The organism is Pectobacterium brasiliense (genome assembly GCF_013449685.1).
Lineage (GTDB): Bacteria > Pseudomonadota > Gammaproteobacteria > Enterobacterales > Enterobacteriaceae > Pectobacterium > Pectobacterium brasiliense_A.
Genome location: NZ_JACDSF010000008.1, coordinates 206,519 through 227,144 on the forward strand (window position 1 = coordinate 206,519; position 20,626 = coordinate 227,144).

At 56.1% G+C, this 20,626-nt stretch carries 10 protein-coding genes and 1 pseudogene; all 11 read left to right on the forward strand.

The features are described from left to right. Positions 1 to 11: 11 nt before the first annotated feature. Positions 12 to 1,451, forward strand: a complete 1,440-nt coding sequence (locus tag H0248_RS03695) for a type II and III secretion system protein family protein (RefSeq protein WP_180784836.1) — start codon at positions 12 to 14, stop codon at positions 1,449 to 1,451. A gap of 21 nt (positions 1,452 to 1,472) precedes the next feature. Further along, positions 1,473 to 2,159 carry a CpaD family pilus assembly protein gene (locus H0248_RS03700; protein WP_039274218.1) on the forward strand — a complete coding sequence of 229 codons (687 nt, stop codon included), beginning with the start codon at positions 1,473 to 1,475 and terminating at the stop codon, positions 2,157 to 2,159. A gap of 14 nt (positions 2,160 to 2,173) precedes the next feature. Continuing rightward, a complete protein-coding gene (locus H0248_RS03705; RefSeq protein WP_180784837.1) occupies positions 2,174 to 3,373 on the forward strand; it encodes an AAA family ATPase in 1,200 nt (399 codons plus the stop codon). A gap of 60 nt (positions 3,374 to 3,433) precedes the next feature. Next, complete coding sequence (locus H0248_RS03710; protein ID WP_180784838.1) at positions 3,434 to 4,837, forward strand: CpaF family protein; 1,404 nt, start codon at positions 3,434 to 3,436, stop codon at positions 4,835 to 4,837. 17 nt (positions 4,838 to 4,854) lie between these two features. After that, a complete protein-coding gene (locus H0248_RS03715) occupies positions 4,855 to 5,835 on the forward strand; it encodes a type II secretion system F family protein (protein ID WP_180784839.1) in 981 nt (326 codons plus the stop codon). 14 nt (positions 5,836 to 5,849) lie between these two features. Beyond that, a complete protein-coding gene (locus H0248_RS03720) occupies positions 5,850 to 6,809 on the forward strand; it encodes a type II secretion system F family protein (protein WP_180784840.1) in 960 nt (319 codons plus the stop codon). Between the two features lie 104 nt (positions 6,810 to 6,913). Next, complete coding sequence (locus H0248_RS03725; protein ID WP_180784856.1) at positions 6,914 to 7,765, forward strand: tetratricopeptide repeat protein; 852 nt, start codon at positions 6,914 to 6,916, stop codon at positions 7,763 to 7,765. After that, a pseudogene (locus H0248_RS22350) lies at positions 7,765 to 8,318 on the forward strand (hypothetical protein). The gene H0248_RS03725 and the pseudogene H0248_RS22350 overlap by 1 nt, the downstream one beginning before the upstream one ends. Further along, positions 8,311 to 8,961 carry a TadE/TadG family type IV pilus assembly protein gene (locus tag H0248_RS03735; RefSeq protein WP_180784841.1) on the forward strand — a complete coding sequence of 217 codons (651 nt, stop codon included), beginning with the start codon at positions 8,311 to 8,313 and terminating at the stop codon, positions 8,959 to 8,961. The pseudogene H0248_RS22350 and the gene H0248_RS03735 overlap by 8 nt, the downstream one beginning before the upstream one ends. A gap of 196 nt (positions 8,962 to 9,157) precedes the next feature. Next, the gene (locus H0248_RS03740; protein WP_180784842.1) at positions 9,158 to 10,789 is read left to right on the forward strand and encodes a Tad domain-containing protein; all 1,632 of its coding nucleotides are present in this window, start codon (positions 9,158 to 9,160) and stop codon (positions 10,787 to 10,789) included. 57 nt (positions 10,790 to 10,846) lie between these two features. Beyond that, entirely contained in the window at positions 10,847 to 20,515 is a 9,669-nt protein-coding gene (locus tag H0248_RS03745) for a beta-propeller fold lactonase family protein (RefSeq protein ID WP_180784843.1), read from the forward strand. Positions 20,516 to 20,626: the final 111 nt, after the last annotated feature.

Below are 20,626 nucleotides of genomic sequence, written 5' to 3' on the forward strand. Positions count from 1 at the left end.
AAATTAAGTAAATGACGATGTTTTCGCTGTTTTTGAAATCGGACTTTCGGGGTACGTGCAAACGATTGCTGGCCGCTGGCCTGTTTAATGCGGTATTGCCTGTCACGCTGACGACGATGATGTTGCCCGCAACCACGCTGGCGGCTGGGGTATCGGTAGCGCCGGTAACCGACGAAGTGCGCCTGACCGTGCATCAGGGACGGTTATTGCAACTCAACGAGCTGCCGGACAGCGTGCTGGTGGCCGATCCGAATATTGCCAGTTTCGAACTGCCTTCACCGGGTAACCTGTTTGTCTACGCTAAAAGCGTCGGTACCACCACGCTCTACGCGATGGATGAAAATGGCAATGTGATCAACGCCATTCGTCTGGTATCCGAGCATGATTTGAAAGCGCTGGGTGAACGCATGAAGCGTGAATTCCCCGGTGCGGATATCCAACTGGAAGCCTCGATTCCCAGCGGTGTGATTGTGCGCGGTAGCGTCGATACCCCGCAGGACGCCAAGCGTGTGATCGACAGCATACAGGCTTATATCAGCGCGTCCGCCGGCGGTGGCGGGCAGGGTGGTGGAGGCGGTGGCGAAAGACTGCCAGGCTCCAGCGAATCCTCCGGCAAAGTGATCAACCAGCTCAAAATCAAAACGCCTTCGCAAATCAATATTCAGGTGCGCGTAGTGGAAGTGTCCCGCAAGTTGACCAGCGAACTGGGCTTCAACTGGGCGGCATCACTGAGCACCGGCAGCGGGAATATGAGTGCAGGCAGCGGCTCGCGTCTTAATCTGTTCAACGCTACAACCGGACGATTTTCTAACCCAACGGATTCTGGCTTCCTGAACTTCGGCCGTTCCAGACTGAGCGGATTGTTAACCGCGATGAACCAGCAGGGCATGGCGACCGTGTTGGCTGAACCCAACCTGACGGCGATGTCAGGGGAAACCGCTGCGTTTGCCGCGGGTGGTGAAGTGCCAATCGTCCTGATCACCAACAACAGCGTCAGCATCGATTACAAATCCTACGGTGTGATTCTGCGCATGACGCCAACGCTGCTGTCTGCCAATCGCATCAGCCTGCACATTGCACCGGAAGTTAGTGAGCTAACCGACGTCGGTTCCGTACAGCTGGAAGGCGGATCGCGCATTCCGGCCTTAACCGTACGCCGTGCGGATACCACGGTAGAGCTCGCCAGCGGCCAGAGCTTTGCGCTGGCAGGCATGCTGCGTAGCGCCGGTAGCCAGACGATCAACGGCGTGCCGGGATTAAGCAGCGTTCCGATGTTTGGCCGCCTGTTTGAAAGCGAAGCCACCAGTCAGGAAGAAACGGAATTGGTGATTATCGCGACCGCCTATGTCGTTGAGCCGGTTAACGCGGGCGATCTTCAGACGCCGGGACAAGGCGTGAAAATGCTGGATTCGTCCATGCCGCGCTCTGCATCTATCGGCTATCTCTACTGAGTCCGCGAGGGGAAATAACACATGAAAACGATCAACAACAGTTACCCTCTGCTTCGCCCACTGCACATGCGTGTGGCGGTGCTTACCGCCGTGGTTCTGCTGGCAGGATGCGGATGGAATAAGCCGATTAACGACGTCCGTATGCAGCGCTTCGATCAGCCTGGGCTTCAACCGATTGCCGTCCAGCCTTCATCGGTGTCCGTGCCGTTACTGGTTGCACCGAACGGACGTGGGTTCCTTCCTGAATCCCTGAAACAGCTGAATATCATGCTGAAGGATCAGGGACGACTATCCGCACAGACGCTGACGCTGATTCCGCACAGCACAAGCGGTGAGCAGATGGCAGGGCGACTGGCTACCGTGCTGAAAAACGCCGGTGCTAATCCACAGAATGTGAAGCAGATGCGCCGTTCTACGGCGAGTGGACAGAATGGCGATCTGGAAGTGATCTCCGAGGCGCTGGTGGTCAAAACCACCCGCTGCACGATCAACGATCCCAATCAGCTGATGGTGAAGCCCTATGAGGCAATGGGTTCTCTCGGCTGCGCCACGCAAAACAATCTGGCGATGATGGTCGCCGAACCACGCGATCTGATTCAGGCCAAAGCGCTGGATAGTGCGGATGGCGTGGCGGCGGTCAATAGCATCGAACGCTATCACAAAGATGAAGTGAAAGAGCTCATCGACATTAACTTTGAAGAAGATTAAGGGCGTGACATTCCATGAGTGAAATTACCCCTAACGATGGTGAAGAACTGGCGCTACCGCTGGTGGCGTTCGCCAATGACGTACGCGACGTAGCCGATATCGGCGATCTCTTTACTCGCCTGAAACAGCCGGATGTACCGGTGATGTCCGGCGGTATCGCTGCGGCGCGTCAATGGTGTGAACTGAATGTCCCGCCGCGCATTTTACTGGTGGATCTGGAAGGGGCGCACTGGCCGCTTCCGGCACTCGAAGAGCTGCTGAGCGTCTGCGGCCCCACCAGTCAGGTGATTGCGACGGGCAAAGAACAGGATGTCGGCTTGTACCGCGCGCTTCTTCAGGCGGGCGTGGTGGACTATCTGGTGAAGCCGTTCACGCTGGATCTGCTGGCGGCAACGCTGGCGAAGTGTGAAGGCCAACAGGCCGGGCCGGAATATGCCCGCATGGGCAGGACGATTGCGGTCGTCAGCGCCAGCGGCGGAAGTGGTGCCAGTACTGTGGCGATGGGGCTGGGCCGCCTGCTGTCCGGCGAGCGTCATTTGCCTGTGGCACTGGTGGATTTTGACCGTCGTAACGGCGACCAACTGCTGTTGCAGGGGCAAACCGATGATGCGGGTCTGGCGGCGGTGTTGGGGACGCAGGAACTGGATACCCGACTTCTGCAACGCGCCATGCTGCGCGTGGATACCCGTCTGCACCTGCTGGCACAGAAGCCAGAGCTGGGAGAATTGGCCCCGGTTGACGTCGATAACGTGCTGAATCTTGGCGGTGCGCTGTGCCGCATGTTCAATCAGGTGATTTGGGATCTGCCCAGCAGCTACCCGACCGGTGCGCTCGACGTGCTGACCTACGCGGATCTGCGCATCATCGTGACGGAATTGACGCTTCAGGATGCGCGTAATGTACGGCGCGTGCTGAATGAGATCGGCGACGAAAGCGAAGGACAGCGTCTGTTGCTGGTACATAACCAGAGCCGTTTTGCTACGACCGCGCCGTTAAGCCGCGATCAGTTCGAGCAATTTACCGGCCGGAAGATTGATGTCGTGCTGCCGAATGCAGGCCACGCGTTATCGCAGAGCCTGACGCTCGGCGCATTGAATCTGGCCGCGGCACCCGCTTTCCAGCAGGGATTACGTCAACTGGTCGATCTGGCCTGCGGCGTACGTGCTAGACCGGCGGAAAAACGCTGGTTCTCGCGTTGGTTAAAACGCGCCTGATGATGTTCAGCGTTCACCGTTTTTCAAAGGGTTACAGACTGTTTTTTGGGGTTCAGGACTATGTTGATTCGCAAGAATAACCTGCAAAAAAGTGAAGCAGGAAAAAGCACGCCTCAGCCTGCGCCTGCTGCCAATGTGGCAGAACTGAAAACGCGCCCGGCTGCGGAGAACCGCACACAGCCTGCGGTGAATACCTCTTCTGGATCGGCACCGGCTGCCCGCCAGACGGACAACCGAAACAGCCAGCGTCGGATTATCCGCGCACAGCTCTACGATCAGATCGACGCAGGTAAAGCGGCGATGATGGGACGCGACAAGCTGTTGGTGCAGATCGAAACGGTGATCCGCCGCATCTGTGATGAGCAGCGCTTGCAGCTTTCTCGTCAGGAAGAGGAAGCCATCGCCGCCGAAATGCTGGATGAGATGACCGGGATCGGGCCGATCCAGCCGCTGCTGTCGGATGACACGGTCAACGATATTCTGGTCAACGGTGCCGGTCAGGTGTTTGTCGAGCGTTTTGGCAAGCTGGAACTGTCGCCGATTACCTTCATTGATGAAGAGCATGTGTTTAACACCGCGCAGCGTATTGCCGCCGCGGTAGGTCGTCGCATCGACGAAGCCAGCCCGATGGTGGATGCGCGTCTGCCGGACGGTAGCCGCGTCAACGTCATCACCTATCCGCTGGCGATCGACGGCACCACAATCTCGATCCGTAAATTTATGCGTCGCAACCTGTCGCTGGAAATGCTGGCAGAGCGCCGCTGCATGTCCTACGCGATGGCGGATGTCTTGAACAAAGCGATGCAGGCGCGCGTTAACGTGATCGTCTCCGGCGGAACGGGGGCGGGTAAAACCACCTTACTGAATGCGCTATCGCAGAAGATCGGCAGTACCGATCGCATCATCACCATCGAAGATGCCGCCGAGCTGCAATTGCAGCAGGAGCACGTGGTGCGGCTGGAAACGCGTCCGGTCAGTGCCGAAGGCACGGGCCGCGTCGATCAGCGCGATCTGATGCGTAACGCCCTGCGTATGCGCCCTGACCGCATCATTCTGGGTGAGGTGCGCGGCGGCGAAAGTTTTGACATGTTGCAGGCGATGAACACCGGTCACGACGGTTCGCTGTGTACGGTGCACGCCAATACCTCGCGCGATGCGATACAGCGTCTGGAAAACATGGTGATGATGGCGAACATGCAACTGCCGCTGATAGCGATCCGCCGTCAGATCGCCAGTGCGGTTCACCTGATCGTGCAGATCGAACGTATGCGCGACGGTATGCGCCGCGTGGTATCCATCACCGAAGTGTGTGGCATGGAGAACGAAGTCATTCAGCTTCAGGATCTGTTCAGCTTCAACATTCAGGGGATGGATGGACAGGGTCTGTTGACGGGTGACTATGTTCAGCACATTCAGCGCCCGCAGTTCTACAGCGATAAAGCGCATCTGTTCGATGCGCAGTGACGGGCAGAGGAGACGCGATGAGTGATTTACGCCTGAATCTGATCACGTTGCTGGTGTTTGGCAGCGTGCTGATGCTGTTTCTGGCGGTCAACGCCTGGAAAAAGTCGCGGCAGCAGCGTATGCAGCGCGAACAACGCTGGCAGCAGATTTTGAACGAGGTCAGCCCGTCGGCTGCCGCCGTAGCGTCTGATTCCATTCTGCGTGACGAGATCAGAACGCCGCTGATGGGTGTCCCGGTGATTGGACGCTGGCTGGCGATCCTCTGGGCGCAGATGACGTTCATTGGCTGGAAAAAGAACCTGCTCCAGCGCTCCCTTTCGCTGGCGGCGGTGAGTCTGATTCTCGGCATGATTCTGGGACAACGCACCCTGCTGCCGCTCACGATGGGGCTGATATTTACGCTGATGCTGTTTATCAGCATCGGCATGCTGCTATTCCGTTCGACGCTGCAAAAACACCTGAAAGCGCTGCGCGAGAGCCTGCCGGAAGCGATTGATGCGATTACCCGCAACTGCCGTGCCGGTGTGCCGGTGGCGAATACCTTCTCAATTGTCGCGGAGCACCTGACTGGGCCGCTGGCGAATGAATTCAAGACGATCGATCACTGGCTGCGGCTGGGGATTCCGCTGCGTCAGGTGATCCAGGCCTCGGCAACACGGGTGCCGATGTCCGAATACCGTTTCTTCGTGGTGATTTTGATCATCAATCAGGAAGCGGGTGGGCGACTGGGGGAAACGCTGGAGCGTCTGTCTGCGACGCTGCGTGAACGTCGGGAACTGCAACTGAAAGTGCAATCCAAAACGTCGGAAGCGCGCGCGTCCGCCAAGATTGTCGCCGCACTGTTCCCCGGCTGTCTGGCTTATCTATACATGAAGTCACCGGAGGATTTCAGTTTCTTGTTTTCCGATCCGGTGGGAACGTCGGTGCTGATTTATGCCTTGTGCAGCGTCTCGGTCGGCATGTTGATCACGCACGTGATGGTTAAGCGAATAGGGTAAAGGGAGAGCCATTCATGACTGTTTTTGACGATCCCTTACTGCTGCTGGCGCTCGTGCTGATGGTGGCTGGGATTTACCTAGCACGTACACAGCATAAAGCGCAGCAATACAAGCGGTTGGAAATTCGCATGCGTGGGCATCTGCCCGTTGCCTCTACAGAGGTGGCTTCTCAGGAAAATATTCTGAGAGGCCAGGGAACCGCATTATCTCCCCTGTTGGAAAAGCTGTTGCAGCCTCTCGCCATGCAGGGCGAGCGCCTTTCAGGATCGGATCGCGATCGCCGCAATCTGCGCCGCCTGCTGGATCTCGCCGGGCTCCGCCGCAACGAAGCGGTGGGCTGGCTGGTGATGGGAAAATTTGCTGCCGGGGCGCTGCTAGCAATCGCGCTGGTGTGGGGATGGTTGCCACCTGCTGACCGTGCGGGTCTGACGGGCGTTGCGGCGGGGCTGATCGGCTTCTTTGTCGGTTCGATGGTGCCGGAATGGTGGTTGAAATGGCGTGCGGCAAGCCGGGGTGAAAAGCTGGCGCGTGCGGTGCCGGATGCGTTGGATCTGATGGTGGTCTGCGCCGAAGCCGGTCTGCCTATCGGACGCGTATTGCAGGTGGTATCGAAAGAGCTTGGGCTGTCTTCACCAGAAATGGCGGATGAACTGCACTACACCGCCGCTGAATTGCAGATCCTGTCGGATCGTACGCTGGCGATGAAACATCTGGCGGAGCGTACCCGCGTCAGCGAGATCGAAAGCATGGTGGCGACGCTGATTCAGGCGGAGCGCTACGGTACGCCGCTGTCTCAGGCGCTGCGCACGATTGCGGATGAAAGCCGCAAGACGCTGATTCTGACTTTGGAAGAGAAGGCGGGTAAATTGCCTGCGCAGTTGAGCGTGCCGCTGATGGCACTGATCCTGCCACCGATTATCGCCATTATGGCGTCGCCTGCACTGGTACGCGTGGTCCGCCTGCTGGCGCAGTAGCGTTTTATTTTCAAAACATTGATTTTAATGTGTTTATTTTAAAAGCATCGATTCCCGGTATGCGCCGGAAATCACAACGGTTACAACCGATGGAGTTATCGAAGATGGTCGATCTGGTAGCAAAACTTAAGCTCGGCGCGCCCATGCTGGCACTGCTGATTGTCAGTACCGTGCTGGCGGGATGCAGCAGCTCGATGGCGATTAAGGGCAGCAAAGATGAAGGCCTGCGTTTGGCACGTCTGCTGCGCGATCAGGGGCGTGTTGAAGCGGCGACGGAAGTGTACGCGCGCCTCGACAGCCGCGATGCGCTGAAAGGCGCAGAGATGCTGGAGTATGCCAGCGTGGCGGCTCTGGCGCGTTCACCGCAGCAAACGCTGGAACTGTACGGACGAGCACGTCAGGCTCTGGGCGGCGATACCAACAAAATGACGCCGGAAGAAGCACTGGCGGTGTGTCTGGGAATGGGTCGTGCGCAGCTGGCATTGGGACGTAATGCGATGGCGCAAACCGACTTTGCCTGTGCGCTGAAAGCGCAGCCGAATGACGCTGGCGCTCTTAACGGCATGGGCGTGGTGATGGATGCTTCAGGTAAACACGCCGAAGCGCGTCAGCTGTTTGAAAAAGCGTTGCAGATAAACCCGGCAGATGTCGCGGCACTCAACAATCTGGCGCTCTCATGGCTGGCAAGCGGCAACGCAGACAAAGCCATTTCGCTGCTGCGTTCGGTGGATGACAGCAACGCGACGGGCAGATTGAATCTGGCACTGGCCTACCTCTCTGGCGGCAAAGACGATGAAGCGCGTTCGGCGCTGGCGACCATTGCACAGCCACAGCGTATTGATGGCCTGATTGACGAGCTGAATCAACGTTTACAGCAGATGCAGCAGGATAAATCCCGTGGTGAAGCGCTGCTGTTATCCAGCCGTCAACGCCTGCAATTGAGTACGCCTGAGTAATGGCGTGGTTTCGTAATCTCGGCTCGTGGCGTGATGAACGTATCGTGCCGCGCCATGAACGCCACTGGCGCAGCACGCGCGGTGTGATCGCGACGGAAGTGGCGTTTCTGGTGCCGGTGGTGCTGGTCGGGGTGATGATGCTGTTTGAACTGGCGCGTATCGGGCTGGTCATTGCCGCTGGCAGCGCCGCGTTGGATAAAGCCGTGCAGGCTTTCCGCCTCGATAATCTCGCCTCGGACAGCGCGGAACAGATGGGAACCCGTCTCAAGGCACGCATGGTTGAAGCGGGATACGGCTACCTCAAGGAAGACGATTTAACCGTCAGCGTGTTGCACTTCGACAATCTGAGCCAACTTGGCGGGCTGACGAACGGCAATGGCAATCAGGACAACCCGAATNNAATGGTGAGGAAACGACGACGCTGCCAGTGTGGTCCGTGACGGTACAGATTAAAAAAGCGTTTATTACGCCGCTGCCGGAGGTGTTAACGCTAGGGGACACCTTCCGCTATCAGTACAAACATGTGTTTGGGACGGAACTGCGCAATGACTGATCGTTTACTGAAACCCAGTCGTTTACTGAAACCCAGTCTTTTACTGAAAACCAGTCGTTTCCTGAGCGGGATGCGCCGCTTCTGGTTTTCTCGCCGCGCTTCTACCGCGGTAGAAACGGCGTTAGCGTTCCCGATTGTGTTGGCGATTGGGTCACTGTGCGCGGATATCTACACCGTCGGGCTGGAGCGGACGCGCATGGAACAGCGTGCGGGCGCTATCGCATCAATATTAGCGATGCAGCAGGAACTGGATGAAAGCGGACTACAGGGGTTGCTCGAGACGGTGTTGCCAACGGAAGGTTTAGGTAATTACCAGCTGTTAATCAGCAACGTGCGCCAGACGGGTGAGCTGCACTGGCAGTTGAGCAGAGGCACGGCAGAGGCGCTGTGTACGGAAAGTGAAACCCTGCCGGAAGAAGAATACCTCCCTGAACTGCCGGAAAGGGACCGTGAAGAAGGCAGCAAAAATATCTCCATGATTGTGGTCGAGATCTGCCGTCAGGGGAAAGATGTGAGCCTGCTGGGTGGCCTCTCACTGGGCGGTCTGCTGCATGCGTCGTCGGTCAACCGGGTCGCTGTCGACGTGGTTGAACTGGACGAGGTACTCAGAAAAGAGGCCGGGCTGGAAGAAAAAGATCAATAGCGACGGGTTTTATACCGGACATTTTTATACCGGACATAGAAGCGGCAAATAGACCGCAAACGGCAGCGAGCTTCTCGTTACCGGAATAATGAAACACTTAAAAAATCTATAGGCATATGAGCAATGTCGTTTTTATTTTCCCGTTTTATGGGCGGGTTGAGTACGCGCTGAATCCAGGAATACAGGATAGGAAGGAATGAAAAAAACCTTACAGAACAGAAGAATAAAAAAAGACGCTACCGGAATTACTCTGTTCTGGCGTGAACGCCTGTCTGCCTTTATTCAGGAGGAAAAGGGTGCGGGCACCGGATTCTATGCACTGGGGGCGATGGCGTTATTGGTGACGGCGGCTTTTATTGTGGATACCTCCACGGCAACCGGTGATGCCACGCAGATCAAGCGCGCGACGGATGCCGCTGCGCTGGCCGTCGGGCATCAGGCGACCATTAATGGCGAAGAATACAGTCAGGAAGAGACCAATAAGCTGGCGTATGACTACGTCAAAAATAATCTGGGGATGAATAAGACCCTGAGTGACAAGCTGGTGGTGGGTGATGTGGCCGTCACGGAAGGGCGCAACAGCGAGACGCGGAAAACCTATACCGTCACCGTCGCCTTCGAAACCAAGCCCAGTCTGCTGAACCTCGGGGCGAAGAAACAGGAAGTGTACTCGACCGCCGAAGTTATCAACCGTCCTACCGAAATTGCCTTTGTCATGCCAGTGACGGGGGATATGAGTGAGGGAGATATCCGTTCGCTAAAAAGCGTTAGCCGCAGTTTTGTCGAGCGTATGCTGAGTAGCGCAGACGGCAAGCGTGACAACCTATGGCTATCGCTGGTGCCGTACAGCCAGTCGGTAAATGTGTACGATGCGGAAGACGCCAACCGCATTCGGCGCTGGTCTACACCGAGTGCACTGAACCCACCGGAGCTGCGTTCACTGTTTGCCAGTGGTGTGGTGAGTAGCCTGGCAGACCGTCGCTTCCCCGATCGGCGCGCTAACCTGCTGTGCATGTATCGTGGGCTGGGGCGGGAAGAAAATTTCTTCTGGGATGAACCGCCCGTTGGGCAATTTCGTGTGTACTACCGTCACGATTTGCCGCAAAACGGCAGCCCCGGCGCACCGCCGATCTCTTGGCGCGGCCCCAATCCCGATCTCTATCCATGGAATAACGGTTCCGACGCAGTCGATACCCGCTTTATCGTTGCGGACAAAGGGTGTCCGAATGCTGCACTAATGCCGCTGACCAATGAAGAAAGCCTACTGAATCAGCGTATCGATCAGTTCTCTGCCCGCTACAACGTGAACTACGCCATCGGGATGTCATGGGCGGGCGCGGCGCTGTCACCCAACATGCGCGGTTCAGACGGCTGGGGTGATGCCACGCTGCCGCTGGATTTCAATCTGGACGGCAACGGTGACGGTCAAAAAGTGATCGTGATGATGGCCAACACCGTCGGTGACTGGTTTGACACCGACAGCTACAACTTCAATCGCAATGAATTTCGTGGTTCGACCGGCACGGATCTTGCCCGTACCTTTGCCGCGCAGCGCTTCCGCGATCTGTGTTCCAGCTTCCGCGCGCGCAACATCAAATTCTATTTTGTCGGCATTCGTCCCGGCGACCCAGAGGATTTTGGCCGCAACCTGTTCGACACCGAAGCGACGCCAGGTCTGCTGATTTGTACCGAGGGTGAGAAACGGATGAGCTTTATCGATGGTGCAGGGTTCGGTGCTGAGGGCGTTGAGGATCAATTGATTAGACGGTTGGATCGTATTGCCGGCCAGATCGAAACCGAGGGCGGCTATGTTCGGCTGGTTGAATGACCGCCAGATGTAGCCAGAAATGACGCGATTTGCCCCTTTATTACAGGACATGACACGATGACTTTTTCCCGCTCAAAATCTGGTTCAGGCTTAACGCGCACGCCGCGTCAGGCGTGGGTATTGGAACCGCGCATGATGTTTGATGCCGCTGCTGTGGTCACGGCAGTGGATGTGGCGGCGACCGTCGCGGCAACGGACACCGCGCCCGGCGTCGATGCCACACCGGTTAAGGCGACAGTCACCATCACCGATTCCAGCGACAGCTTCCAGCCGGTCGATCTGTTCAGCGACGTTCGCGTGTCGGCAGGTAAAGACGGGCAGGAACTGAAAGATTTGGTGATTACCGTTAACCGCACGGGTGCGAATCAGGCATTAGTCATTGATGGTAAAAGCATCGCGCTGGAATCGGGAAGCGGAACGACACGGGCTGACAGTGATGGCTTCTCATACCGCGTGACCGTGAGCGGCGACATCACGACGGTAACTGTGAATATCGACGGTTTTACCGACAATCTCGCGGATACCAAGTCATTGATTGACAGTATTGCCTACCAGCCGCTGGATAACACCGTGGCCGGTGGTGATGTCGTGGTGACGCTGAAAAGCCTGAGTGATGAAGGCGGCGATGATACCGATACTGCCGAGCTGAATATTCATGCGACCGTCACTATCGACAGTAAGATCAATGTGGCGCCCGTGGTGTCTGGTGATGTGGTTCGAGAAGTAGAATCATTTGTTACCGGTACTCTGGCTCATTCTACGGAAGTGGCTTATTCCTCTGATGGCCGCTTTGTCTATGCCGCAGGTGCAGACAACACCCTTTCTGTTTTTTCAGTCGATGAGTTGGGTCGCCTGACGCAGAAGCAGAGTGTCGTCGTTGAAAACCTGGGAACCGTCAATCATTTAGTGGTTAGCGGTGATGGCAAATCGGTCTATACGGTTTCTGGTAACGGTAATCTGGTTCACCTGAGCGTGAACGACGGCCTGCTGAGCTACACCGGCACGATATCGTTGGGAAGTGGCGCCAACGGTGGACTGGCTATCTCCGGTGATGGTGCCCAAGTTTATGTGGATGCGAGCAACAACTATGGCCGGGAAGTTTACGTTTATAGTCGTGATGCTGTGACAGGTGAGTTGAGCCGCGTACAAACGTTAGAGTCGCATCGTAATGGCTCCATCGCAACCTCTGGTAATTACGTTTATATCGCGCATAGCAGTCCACTTGTTTTTGAAAATCATGAGTTAAAAGTCTATCAGCGAGAGGCGGACAGTAAGTTAACGCTGCTCGACACCTTATCTCTCAGTGCTGAAGGGCAGGACGCTATCGACTATGCACTGGCGACATCTCCTGATGGAAAACTGCTGTATATGGGTAACCCTACGGAGAACACGATTATCGTTTATCGCTTGGGTTCTGATAATCGTTTGACTCAGTTCAACACGGTATCCAGTGCTCCTGTGGGGAGTTTGACGCTGAATGCTGATGGCTCGATGTTGTATGCCGCGACGACAGACGGCGCGATCAATATCTATACGGTGGCTGACAGTGGCAACCTCATCCTGACCGGGAGTGCGGCAGGTAGCACGACTGGCGAAGATATTGCTTTATCGGCGGATGGACGATCGCTTCTGGTTTCTGGCGGCGGACTGATTCGCTACTCATCGATTCGTACTGTGATTCACGGTTCTGAAGTGGTGTTAGCCGAGGGATTAACGTTATCCGACGCTAACTTTGACAAGTTGGCAGAGGGGAAAGGTGATTACGGTTCGTCTCAGTTAGTCTTGAACCGTTCTGGCGGTGAATCCAGTGATGATGTGTTTGGTTTTAATGCAGAAAATGGCCTGCGTTTTGATAATGGTCAGATCTTCAAAGGCGAGCAGGCGATAGCTACGTTTGACCAGACTGGTGGCAAACTGACGATTGCTTTCCTTGCTGGAACCAGTCGGGATGACGCTAATAACGTCCTGAAGCAAATTACCTATCGCAACGTCGGTAGTCAGAGTGCGGCCGAAACAGTAGTGCTCGCAGTGACGGCGAGCGATGGCGAACTGAACAGCACGGTGACGACGGTCGCGCTATTGCTGACAGTGAATAGTGCGCCGACGTTGGTCAGTCAGGGCGGAAGTAACCTGACGCTGGATACGCGCGGTACGTCCGTCACGTTGTTCAAAGACACTGTGGTTAACACCGGAGAAGCCGGGCAGGCGCTGACCAAACTGTCGATCGGTATTGATGGCCTAAAAAACCCGTATCAAGAATACCTGACGGTGGATGGTACGGTTATCGATCTGAGTAAGGACAGCGCGGGCACGACGGTAAGCGGCTACCAGTATACCTACACCTATAACGCCCTAAGCGGTGAGTCTTCTCTGGTACTAAGCAGTGCTCAGGGCATCAGCAGCATGGCGATGATGAAGTTGGTCGATGGCCTGAGCTACTCAACCAGCAAAGAGAGCACCAGCGCCAGCGGCTTGCGTACTATTACGCTAACTGAGTTGCAGGATAACGGCGGCACTGCCAATGGCGGAAGTGATACCGCGACGCTGACGGTATCTGGCAGCGTTAATCTGGCTTTAAACGACGTGCCGACGATCGAGATGACCTACTTCCCTGATGCCACACTGTTTTACAACGCGGGGACGCTAAGTGGCTATAACGAACGCGTCTCGGCGATCAGCGTCTCTCAGGATGGAAAAACGCTGCTGGTCACTGGCAGTGAAGGGAACAATAACGGTGGTAAGACCTATCTGCGCGTTTATGCCCGTGATGCAGAAACCGGTGAATTGACGTTATTACAAAGCTTCACGCAGGGCGAACAGGATGACCCGTCCACTCCTGCGATTGAAGTTAACGGTCTGAACACGATTACCACGCTGGTGCAGTCAAAAGATGGTTCCAGCGTGTATGTTGCGGGAGGAAGCGGAAGTGCCTACTCGTTGGTGCAGTTTAGCCGCGATGCTACGACGGGACAGTTGAGCTATGTCGGGATTGTCGCTACACAAGGTGTGAATGGCGTCAGTGGTCTGGATGCGGCGATTTCTGAGATCGTGCTGTCCGACGACGGCACCTCGCTGTATGCCATTAACGGCGTGACGCCAGTCGATGGCGCGACGACTAAAAACGCCGTCGTTTTCTTCTCACGTGATACCACTTCGGGTGCGCTGACGTTTGTCGGTTCACTGTTTGGCAGCGATACGATTCCGCTGAAAAGTCCAAGTGGCATTGTGCTGTCCAGCGATGGGAAATCGGCTTATATCTCCAACCTGGGGAATAACAGCATTACCGTACTGTCACGCGATGTGGAGTCGGGCACCCTTGACTATGTCACCACGATCAATAACAGCACCATAGCAGCTGATGCGAACAGCGCGGAGGTTCCGCAAGACGACCGTTACCTCAATGGCTTGCAGGATATCGTTATCTCACCGGATAACCGATTTGTATACGTGTCATCAAACTCGCAGGGTACCGTGTCGGTTTTCAGTCGTGATACGGATTCAGGAGAGCTGACCTACGCTGGGACGTTGAATTTGTATAGTGCAGGCCATATTCCTGCGAACGCGCTGGCGTTACGTGAACTGGTGATATCCGAAGACGGTTCGGCGCTGTATGTTGCAGCGTTCGGCAGCAAGTCACTGTTGGTGTTTGGTCGCGATAGCGATTCCGGTGCGTTAACGTATCGCAATAGCGTTGAACTATCGATTAACACCGTCAACCATCTGGCCGTCAGCGCGGATGGCAAGAATATTTATGCTGGGGTCAGTACGTTCTTTGCTGGGCTGAATGTGCTTAATGCGGCAGCCAATGCACCTTATAGCCAGACGGCGGATGCCCGGTTTGCCACGAGCGTCACGTTGTCAGACCAGGATCTGGACGCCGCTGATGATTACAAGGGCGCGACGATTACCGTTGGCCGTAACGGCGATGCATCGGCAAATGACCACTTTGCTTTCCAGAACGGCGGCGATCTGACGTTATCTGGCAGCGAGATTCAGTATCAGGGCGCGACAATCGCTACTTTTAGTGTGAATGACGGCACGGCGAAGATTGTCTTTACCGGCAGTGTTACTAAAGCGGTCGCCAATCAGGTTCTGCATCAGGTGACTTACCGCAACGGCGGCGACACGGTAGGCGCAGCCATTCCGATGAAGGTCAACTTTAGCGATGGCGCTAAGGAGACCAGCCTGCTGTTGACACTGGTGCCGAACAAGCCGCCAGTGGTGGAGAATAACGCGTACGTTCCACCGTCGGCGACAGCGGGACAATCGTATACCGCAGAACTACCAGCAAACCTGTTCCGCGATCCTGAAAATGGTGCTTTGACGCTGCAGGTCAACGGTCTTCCTGCGGGATTAACCTTCGATCCCGAAACACGCACCATTTCCGGTACGCCAGCGCTCAATGGCTCTGGAACCTTTACGATCAGCGTGACGGCGAGTGATGAGTCGGGCGCACAGGTGGAGCAGACGCTCACGCTAACCATTGCGCCCAACCCTGAACAAGTCCCCACGATTGGCGGTGAGTCTTCCACGCTGAAAAACGATCAATCTCTGCAAGACTTGTATAATGAGGTCATCGAAAGGAATCTGATGGCGGGGGTAAAAGACACCGCGCTGTCTGCTGACGGTAAAACCCTCTACGTCGTGAGTTCACCGGATGGTGGCTCAGCGGTACTGAGCGTCTTTGTGCGCAATGCAGAAGGGAAGTTCACTCTATCAAAAGTATTCCCTCATTACCGAGAGGTATTTAATAACGATACGCTACAGAACGACAGGTTTATCGACAATCCCTCATTAGCAGGGGCGTCCGAGGTGACCCTGTCCTCTGATGGGCAGTACCTGTATGTGGTGGGCAGTGAAGGCAACACGGTCACTCTCTTCCGTGTGGGCAGCGACGGTGAGCTGACGCAAACGGGTGTTCTGGATCAGGCTGCATTGGGCGGACGTTCGCTGGATGTGCGTTCCCACATCGTTTCTCAAGGCGATTATCTCTACCTCACTGCTGCCCAATCTGATAGTGATAATGACAGCCGCAGCGTGCTGGTGTTTAAGCGCGAAGCGGACGGCAAACTGACATCGGTTTCTCAGGCTAATAATCTGATTGGGGCGAACCGTCTGGTGGTTGATCCGACTGGGCGCTACCTGTTTGTTTCCGGGTCAGGTAGCACAGTCGGCGTCACCGCTTTCAGCATTGATGCGCAAGGTACGCTGGCTCAGGTCGGTCAGATTAGCGGAGCGAGCGAGTATTACATTAACGGACTGGCGCTGTCGCCCGATGGCAAAACGCTGTATGCAATTCATGCCGATGTGGGGAATTACACGCTCAATACGATAGCGGTGAGCGCCAATGGGGTGCTCACGCTGGTATCGACAACGCCAATCACCGATGACGGTGGCGATACCGGCGAAGCGCTGGCGACCGATCTGGTGGTGTCCGCTGATGGTTCGGCGCTATTCGTGATCGGGAAGAACATCACCCTCTTCTCCCGCGCTGAAGATGGTAGCCTGGCGCTGAAACAGACCATTAAGAGTGGTGATAGCGCGCTTGGCACCGGTTTCTTTGGGCTGCAAAACGTGGAATTGAGCGCAGATGGTAAGCAACTCTATCTGGTCGGTGGCGATCAGGTCCTCATACTGAATATTGGTACGGCTGAGGCTGTTTACACCGAAGGCAATGATCCCGTTGTGTTGCTGCCGTCAGGCCGCCTGTCCGACCCGCAGTTTGATGCCTTGAATGAAGCGAAGGGCGACTATAATGGTGCCGTCATCACGGTGGGTCGAGAGAATGGCGGGCGGCCGGAAGATGTCTTTGGCTTGAAGGCGGATAACGGTTTAACGCGTGATGGTGACACTATCCTAAAAGATGGCGCGGTAATCGCGACCTTTACCCAGGTAGATGGCGCATTAACCGTGACATTCACGGCAGCAACAACTAAATCCGATGCGCAGAATGTTCTGCGTCAGATTACCTACCAGAATACCAGTCAGGATCCTGAATTGGCGGGTTCGTCACCAATTTTCACTTTCAGCATTCGTGACAATGACAATAACGTCGCTGACCTGGATATCACCGTCGATCTCGTCGGTGTGAACGATCCGTCAACGTTAACGACGACGGTGCTCAACCCACAGATTCCGGGCAACGGCGAGTTTGTTAAGCTGTTTAAAGATACCCATATCGACACTATCGAGAGCGGACAACGCATCTGGCAAGTAGTGATGACATTTGATGCGTCAGGGCCCAATGAGACGATCAGCGTGGGAGGATCCACGATTGTTCTTGAATCATCCAACGGCGTACGGAAAACCGCCAATGAGGCGGAATATTCTGTTGCGGTACAAGACGGAAAGGCTACCGTTGTCTTCTACTCGATGAAAAATGGCAGTGAGACTGCCAAAATTATCGACAGTATCGGCTACAACTATCTGGGTAACAGTCCAAATGGGGAACGCCACGTTACCCTGAAGATTGTAGAAGACTATAATAGCGGCAGTTCACCGGAAACCACGTTGGATCAGGCGATTACGCTGACGCTGGTGCCTGCGGTAGAAGCCAATACTGCGCCGGTTATCACGATTCCGGGCACCACACCGACGTATACCGAACGTGCCGATCCTATCGTGCTGGCACCGGACGCGACGGTGTCCGATGCACAGATGGACAAGCTCAATGGCGGTAAAGGTAACTACGACGGCGCGACGCTGAAGATTACGCTGGGTGACGGCAAAACGGTGCTGGATAAGCTGGGCCTCAGCTCTGGCAACGGTCTGACGTTATCGGGTGATACGCTTCAGAAAGACGGCGTCACCATTGGTCAGGTCAGTAATAAAGACGGCGTGTTGACGATTCGCTTCAACGCGAATGCTGGCACCATCCCCACCACGGAAGACGTGCAGAATACGCTGCGCCAGATTACCTACGCCAGCGACAGCCATACGCCTGCCGCGCAAGTGGCGGTGACGGTAACGCTGTCTGACCGCTATCTGGACTCTCAGGTCACGGCCTTGTCAGTGGCGATTACGGCTATCAATGACACGCCTGTCGTGGCAAACGACCCGGTGCTCTCAGCCGATGAACTGCGTCTGGTGAATACATACACCGCAATTAGCGGGCTGGGCACGGTGACGGCTGCCGCCCGCACGACAGACGGGCTGGCCGTGTATGTCAGCGATGATAAAGGCGCGATTGCCTTATTCCAGCGCGATGCGAACAGCGGCGAATTAACCTATGTGCGTACCTTCGCCGCCGCAGAAGGCGTGACAGGAATCAGTCGGCTACAGGTTTCTGCCGATGGCAGCAGTGTGTATGCATTGGGTAACGGTAACAACGCCATCATTTGGTTTAGTCGTGATACTGAGGGCAACCTCACTCATAAAGAAACTCTCAGTGAGGGAGAGACAGACCGTTTTGAAGGTAGTCTCTGGAATTCGGTAGATATCACACTGTCGGAAGATGGAAAGACGCTCTATCTCATCAATGGATACAACATCGTCTGGTTTAACCGTGACACCGCAACAGGGGCGTTAACCTATGTTAAGGCGCTGGGCGGCGATATGAATAAGCCGCCTTATCTGTGGGCCCCGACCAGCATCCTCAGCCGTGGCAATCTGCTCTTTGTTACCACCGATCCGAGTAATGGTTCGACGCTGATTGCATATCAGCGCGACGGCGGTGGCAACCTGAAGCCGTTGGGATACATCCGCAACTTTACCGATGCCGCAGGTAATATCGTCTCATTCTCTGGTTTGACACAGCTTACGGTCAGTGCCGATGGTCGTAGCATCTTTGTTGCTAACGCAGAGCACATTGATGCCTTCTCGCTGGATACCGCTACGGGAACCTTCACGCACCTGGCTCGCGTCGCGGCAGAAGGCACGGTGAGCGATATCGCTCTTTCTGCGGATGCGCGGGTGCTGTACGTCACGCAAAGCGACGGTGCGCTCACTCGCTATGTGTTGAACGACCAGACGCTGACAAAACTCGATACGCTGAAAAACGCGGGTACGAGCTTCGCTCATCTGCTGCCGGTTGACGGTGGTCTGATTGCGCTTGGCAACGGTGTGTCGGTGCTGGATGAAGTCTCTCGTCTGCCGGTTTATCGCGTCGATGGCCCTGCAATTATCGTTGCACCGTCTACCGTCCTCAGTGATGCTGAATTGGATGCATTGAACGGCGGGGCGGGGAATTATCAGGGAGCCTCAATCACGCTACAGCGTGGTGAAACGGCATCAGCCGGCGATCGCTTCGATTTTACTGCGGGCAACGGTTTCACCTTAGCGAATGGCGTCATTAGCAACGATGGACAAGCGGTAGCCACCTTCACGCAGGCAGACGGCAAGCTCACCGTGACCTTCACGGCTGCCCTTTCCCGTGCGGATGCGACAGCGCTGGCTCGCCAAATTAGCTGGGCGACGAGCGCCCCGCTGACGGGGAATGCGACATCGCTGACGCTGGTGCTCAATGACGGCGCAGCTGATTCTGCCGCGCGGGCGCTCGGCGTTACGCTGTCGAGAGAGGTGAACCTGCCGCCGGTGGGTCATGCTGATCAGTTCACGCCGCCAACGGCGCAGGCGGGTACTCGCTGGTCTTATACCTTACCAGGTACGCTATTTACCGATCCTGAAAATAATGCGCTGACGTTTACCGTTGATGGCGCGCAACTGCCAGACGGCGTGCGTTTTGATAGTGCAACACGGACGTTCAGCGGCACGCCGTCAGCCGCCGGTGTGTTCAACCTGACAATTACCGCCACGGACAGCGCGGGTAACGCGACGCCGTTGAATGTGGCGCTGACGGTCAATGCCGCTTCAACGCCGGTTGATCCGGGAACGCCGGTTGACCCTGGCACGCCGACGGAGCCTGCAAATCCGGATAACAATACCACGACTACGGCACCGGTGATTCTGGTGCAGCAGGGCGCAAGCCTGCCTGTTGATTCGAGTGAAAGAGAGCGCGACCAGCCGCTGGGAGCGATTGTCGCCGATTTGTCTCGCCCGGAAGCGCAGCCGCTACCGAACAACATCGTTACCGAACCTGTGCGTCAGCGCGATGCCGACACGGCACGTCAGTCGGATGCCCCTTGGGTGCTCGATCCGGTGATGTCATCGCTGATGCCAACGCTGGATCAGGTCAACTTCTCTTCGCGCGCTGAAGCGTCACTACGCGATAACGCCGTGCTGCGTCCGGCTGATTCCAACCTGTTCCTGAGCGTGCGCGGTCAGACAACGGCGCTGGAGTCGGCTTTCAGTAGCGTGCAGGGCGCGTTACAGCCGGATGCCTCCGGCGCGCTCGCCTTTAGCCTGCCGCAGCGCATGTTCAGCGTGCGTGAGGGTAATGCCACGCTGACGCTGCAATTGGCGAACGGACGTCCGCTGCCTGCGTGGGTGCAGTTCGATGCCCGCAACGGCGTGGTGCGTATTACCGATGCCAGCGCGGTGCAGGTTAATCAGATCCAACTGGCGCTGAAAGCACAGGCCGCAGACGGTACCAGCCGGATCGTACCGATTACGCTGCAAACCGGGCTGGGCGATGGCGCAGAGATGGCAACTGACCGTGGTGCGATGCAACTGCCTGTCCACTCTGATGCGCTCCCCACAGAAAACCGCGATGCAGAGCGGTTAGCGCCAGTGGGAAAAACCGCCTTTACCGAACAGCTGCGTCAGCATCAGCCTGAACAGGATGCGCTGCTGGCGGCGCTCAGTGAGCTGAGCAGCCTGCGTACATAGCACACGTAGGCTGAATATTAAGACGAGATTTTATTTACTTAACCACTAACCCTGGCGCTGGCAGGCGGGAGTTTGCCAGATGAAGGGAACAGACAAATAGAAGATGGGGAG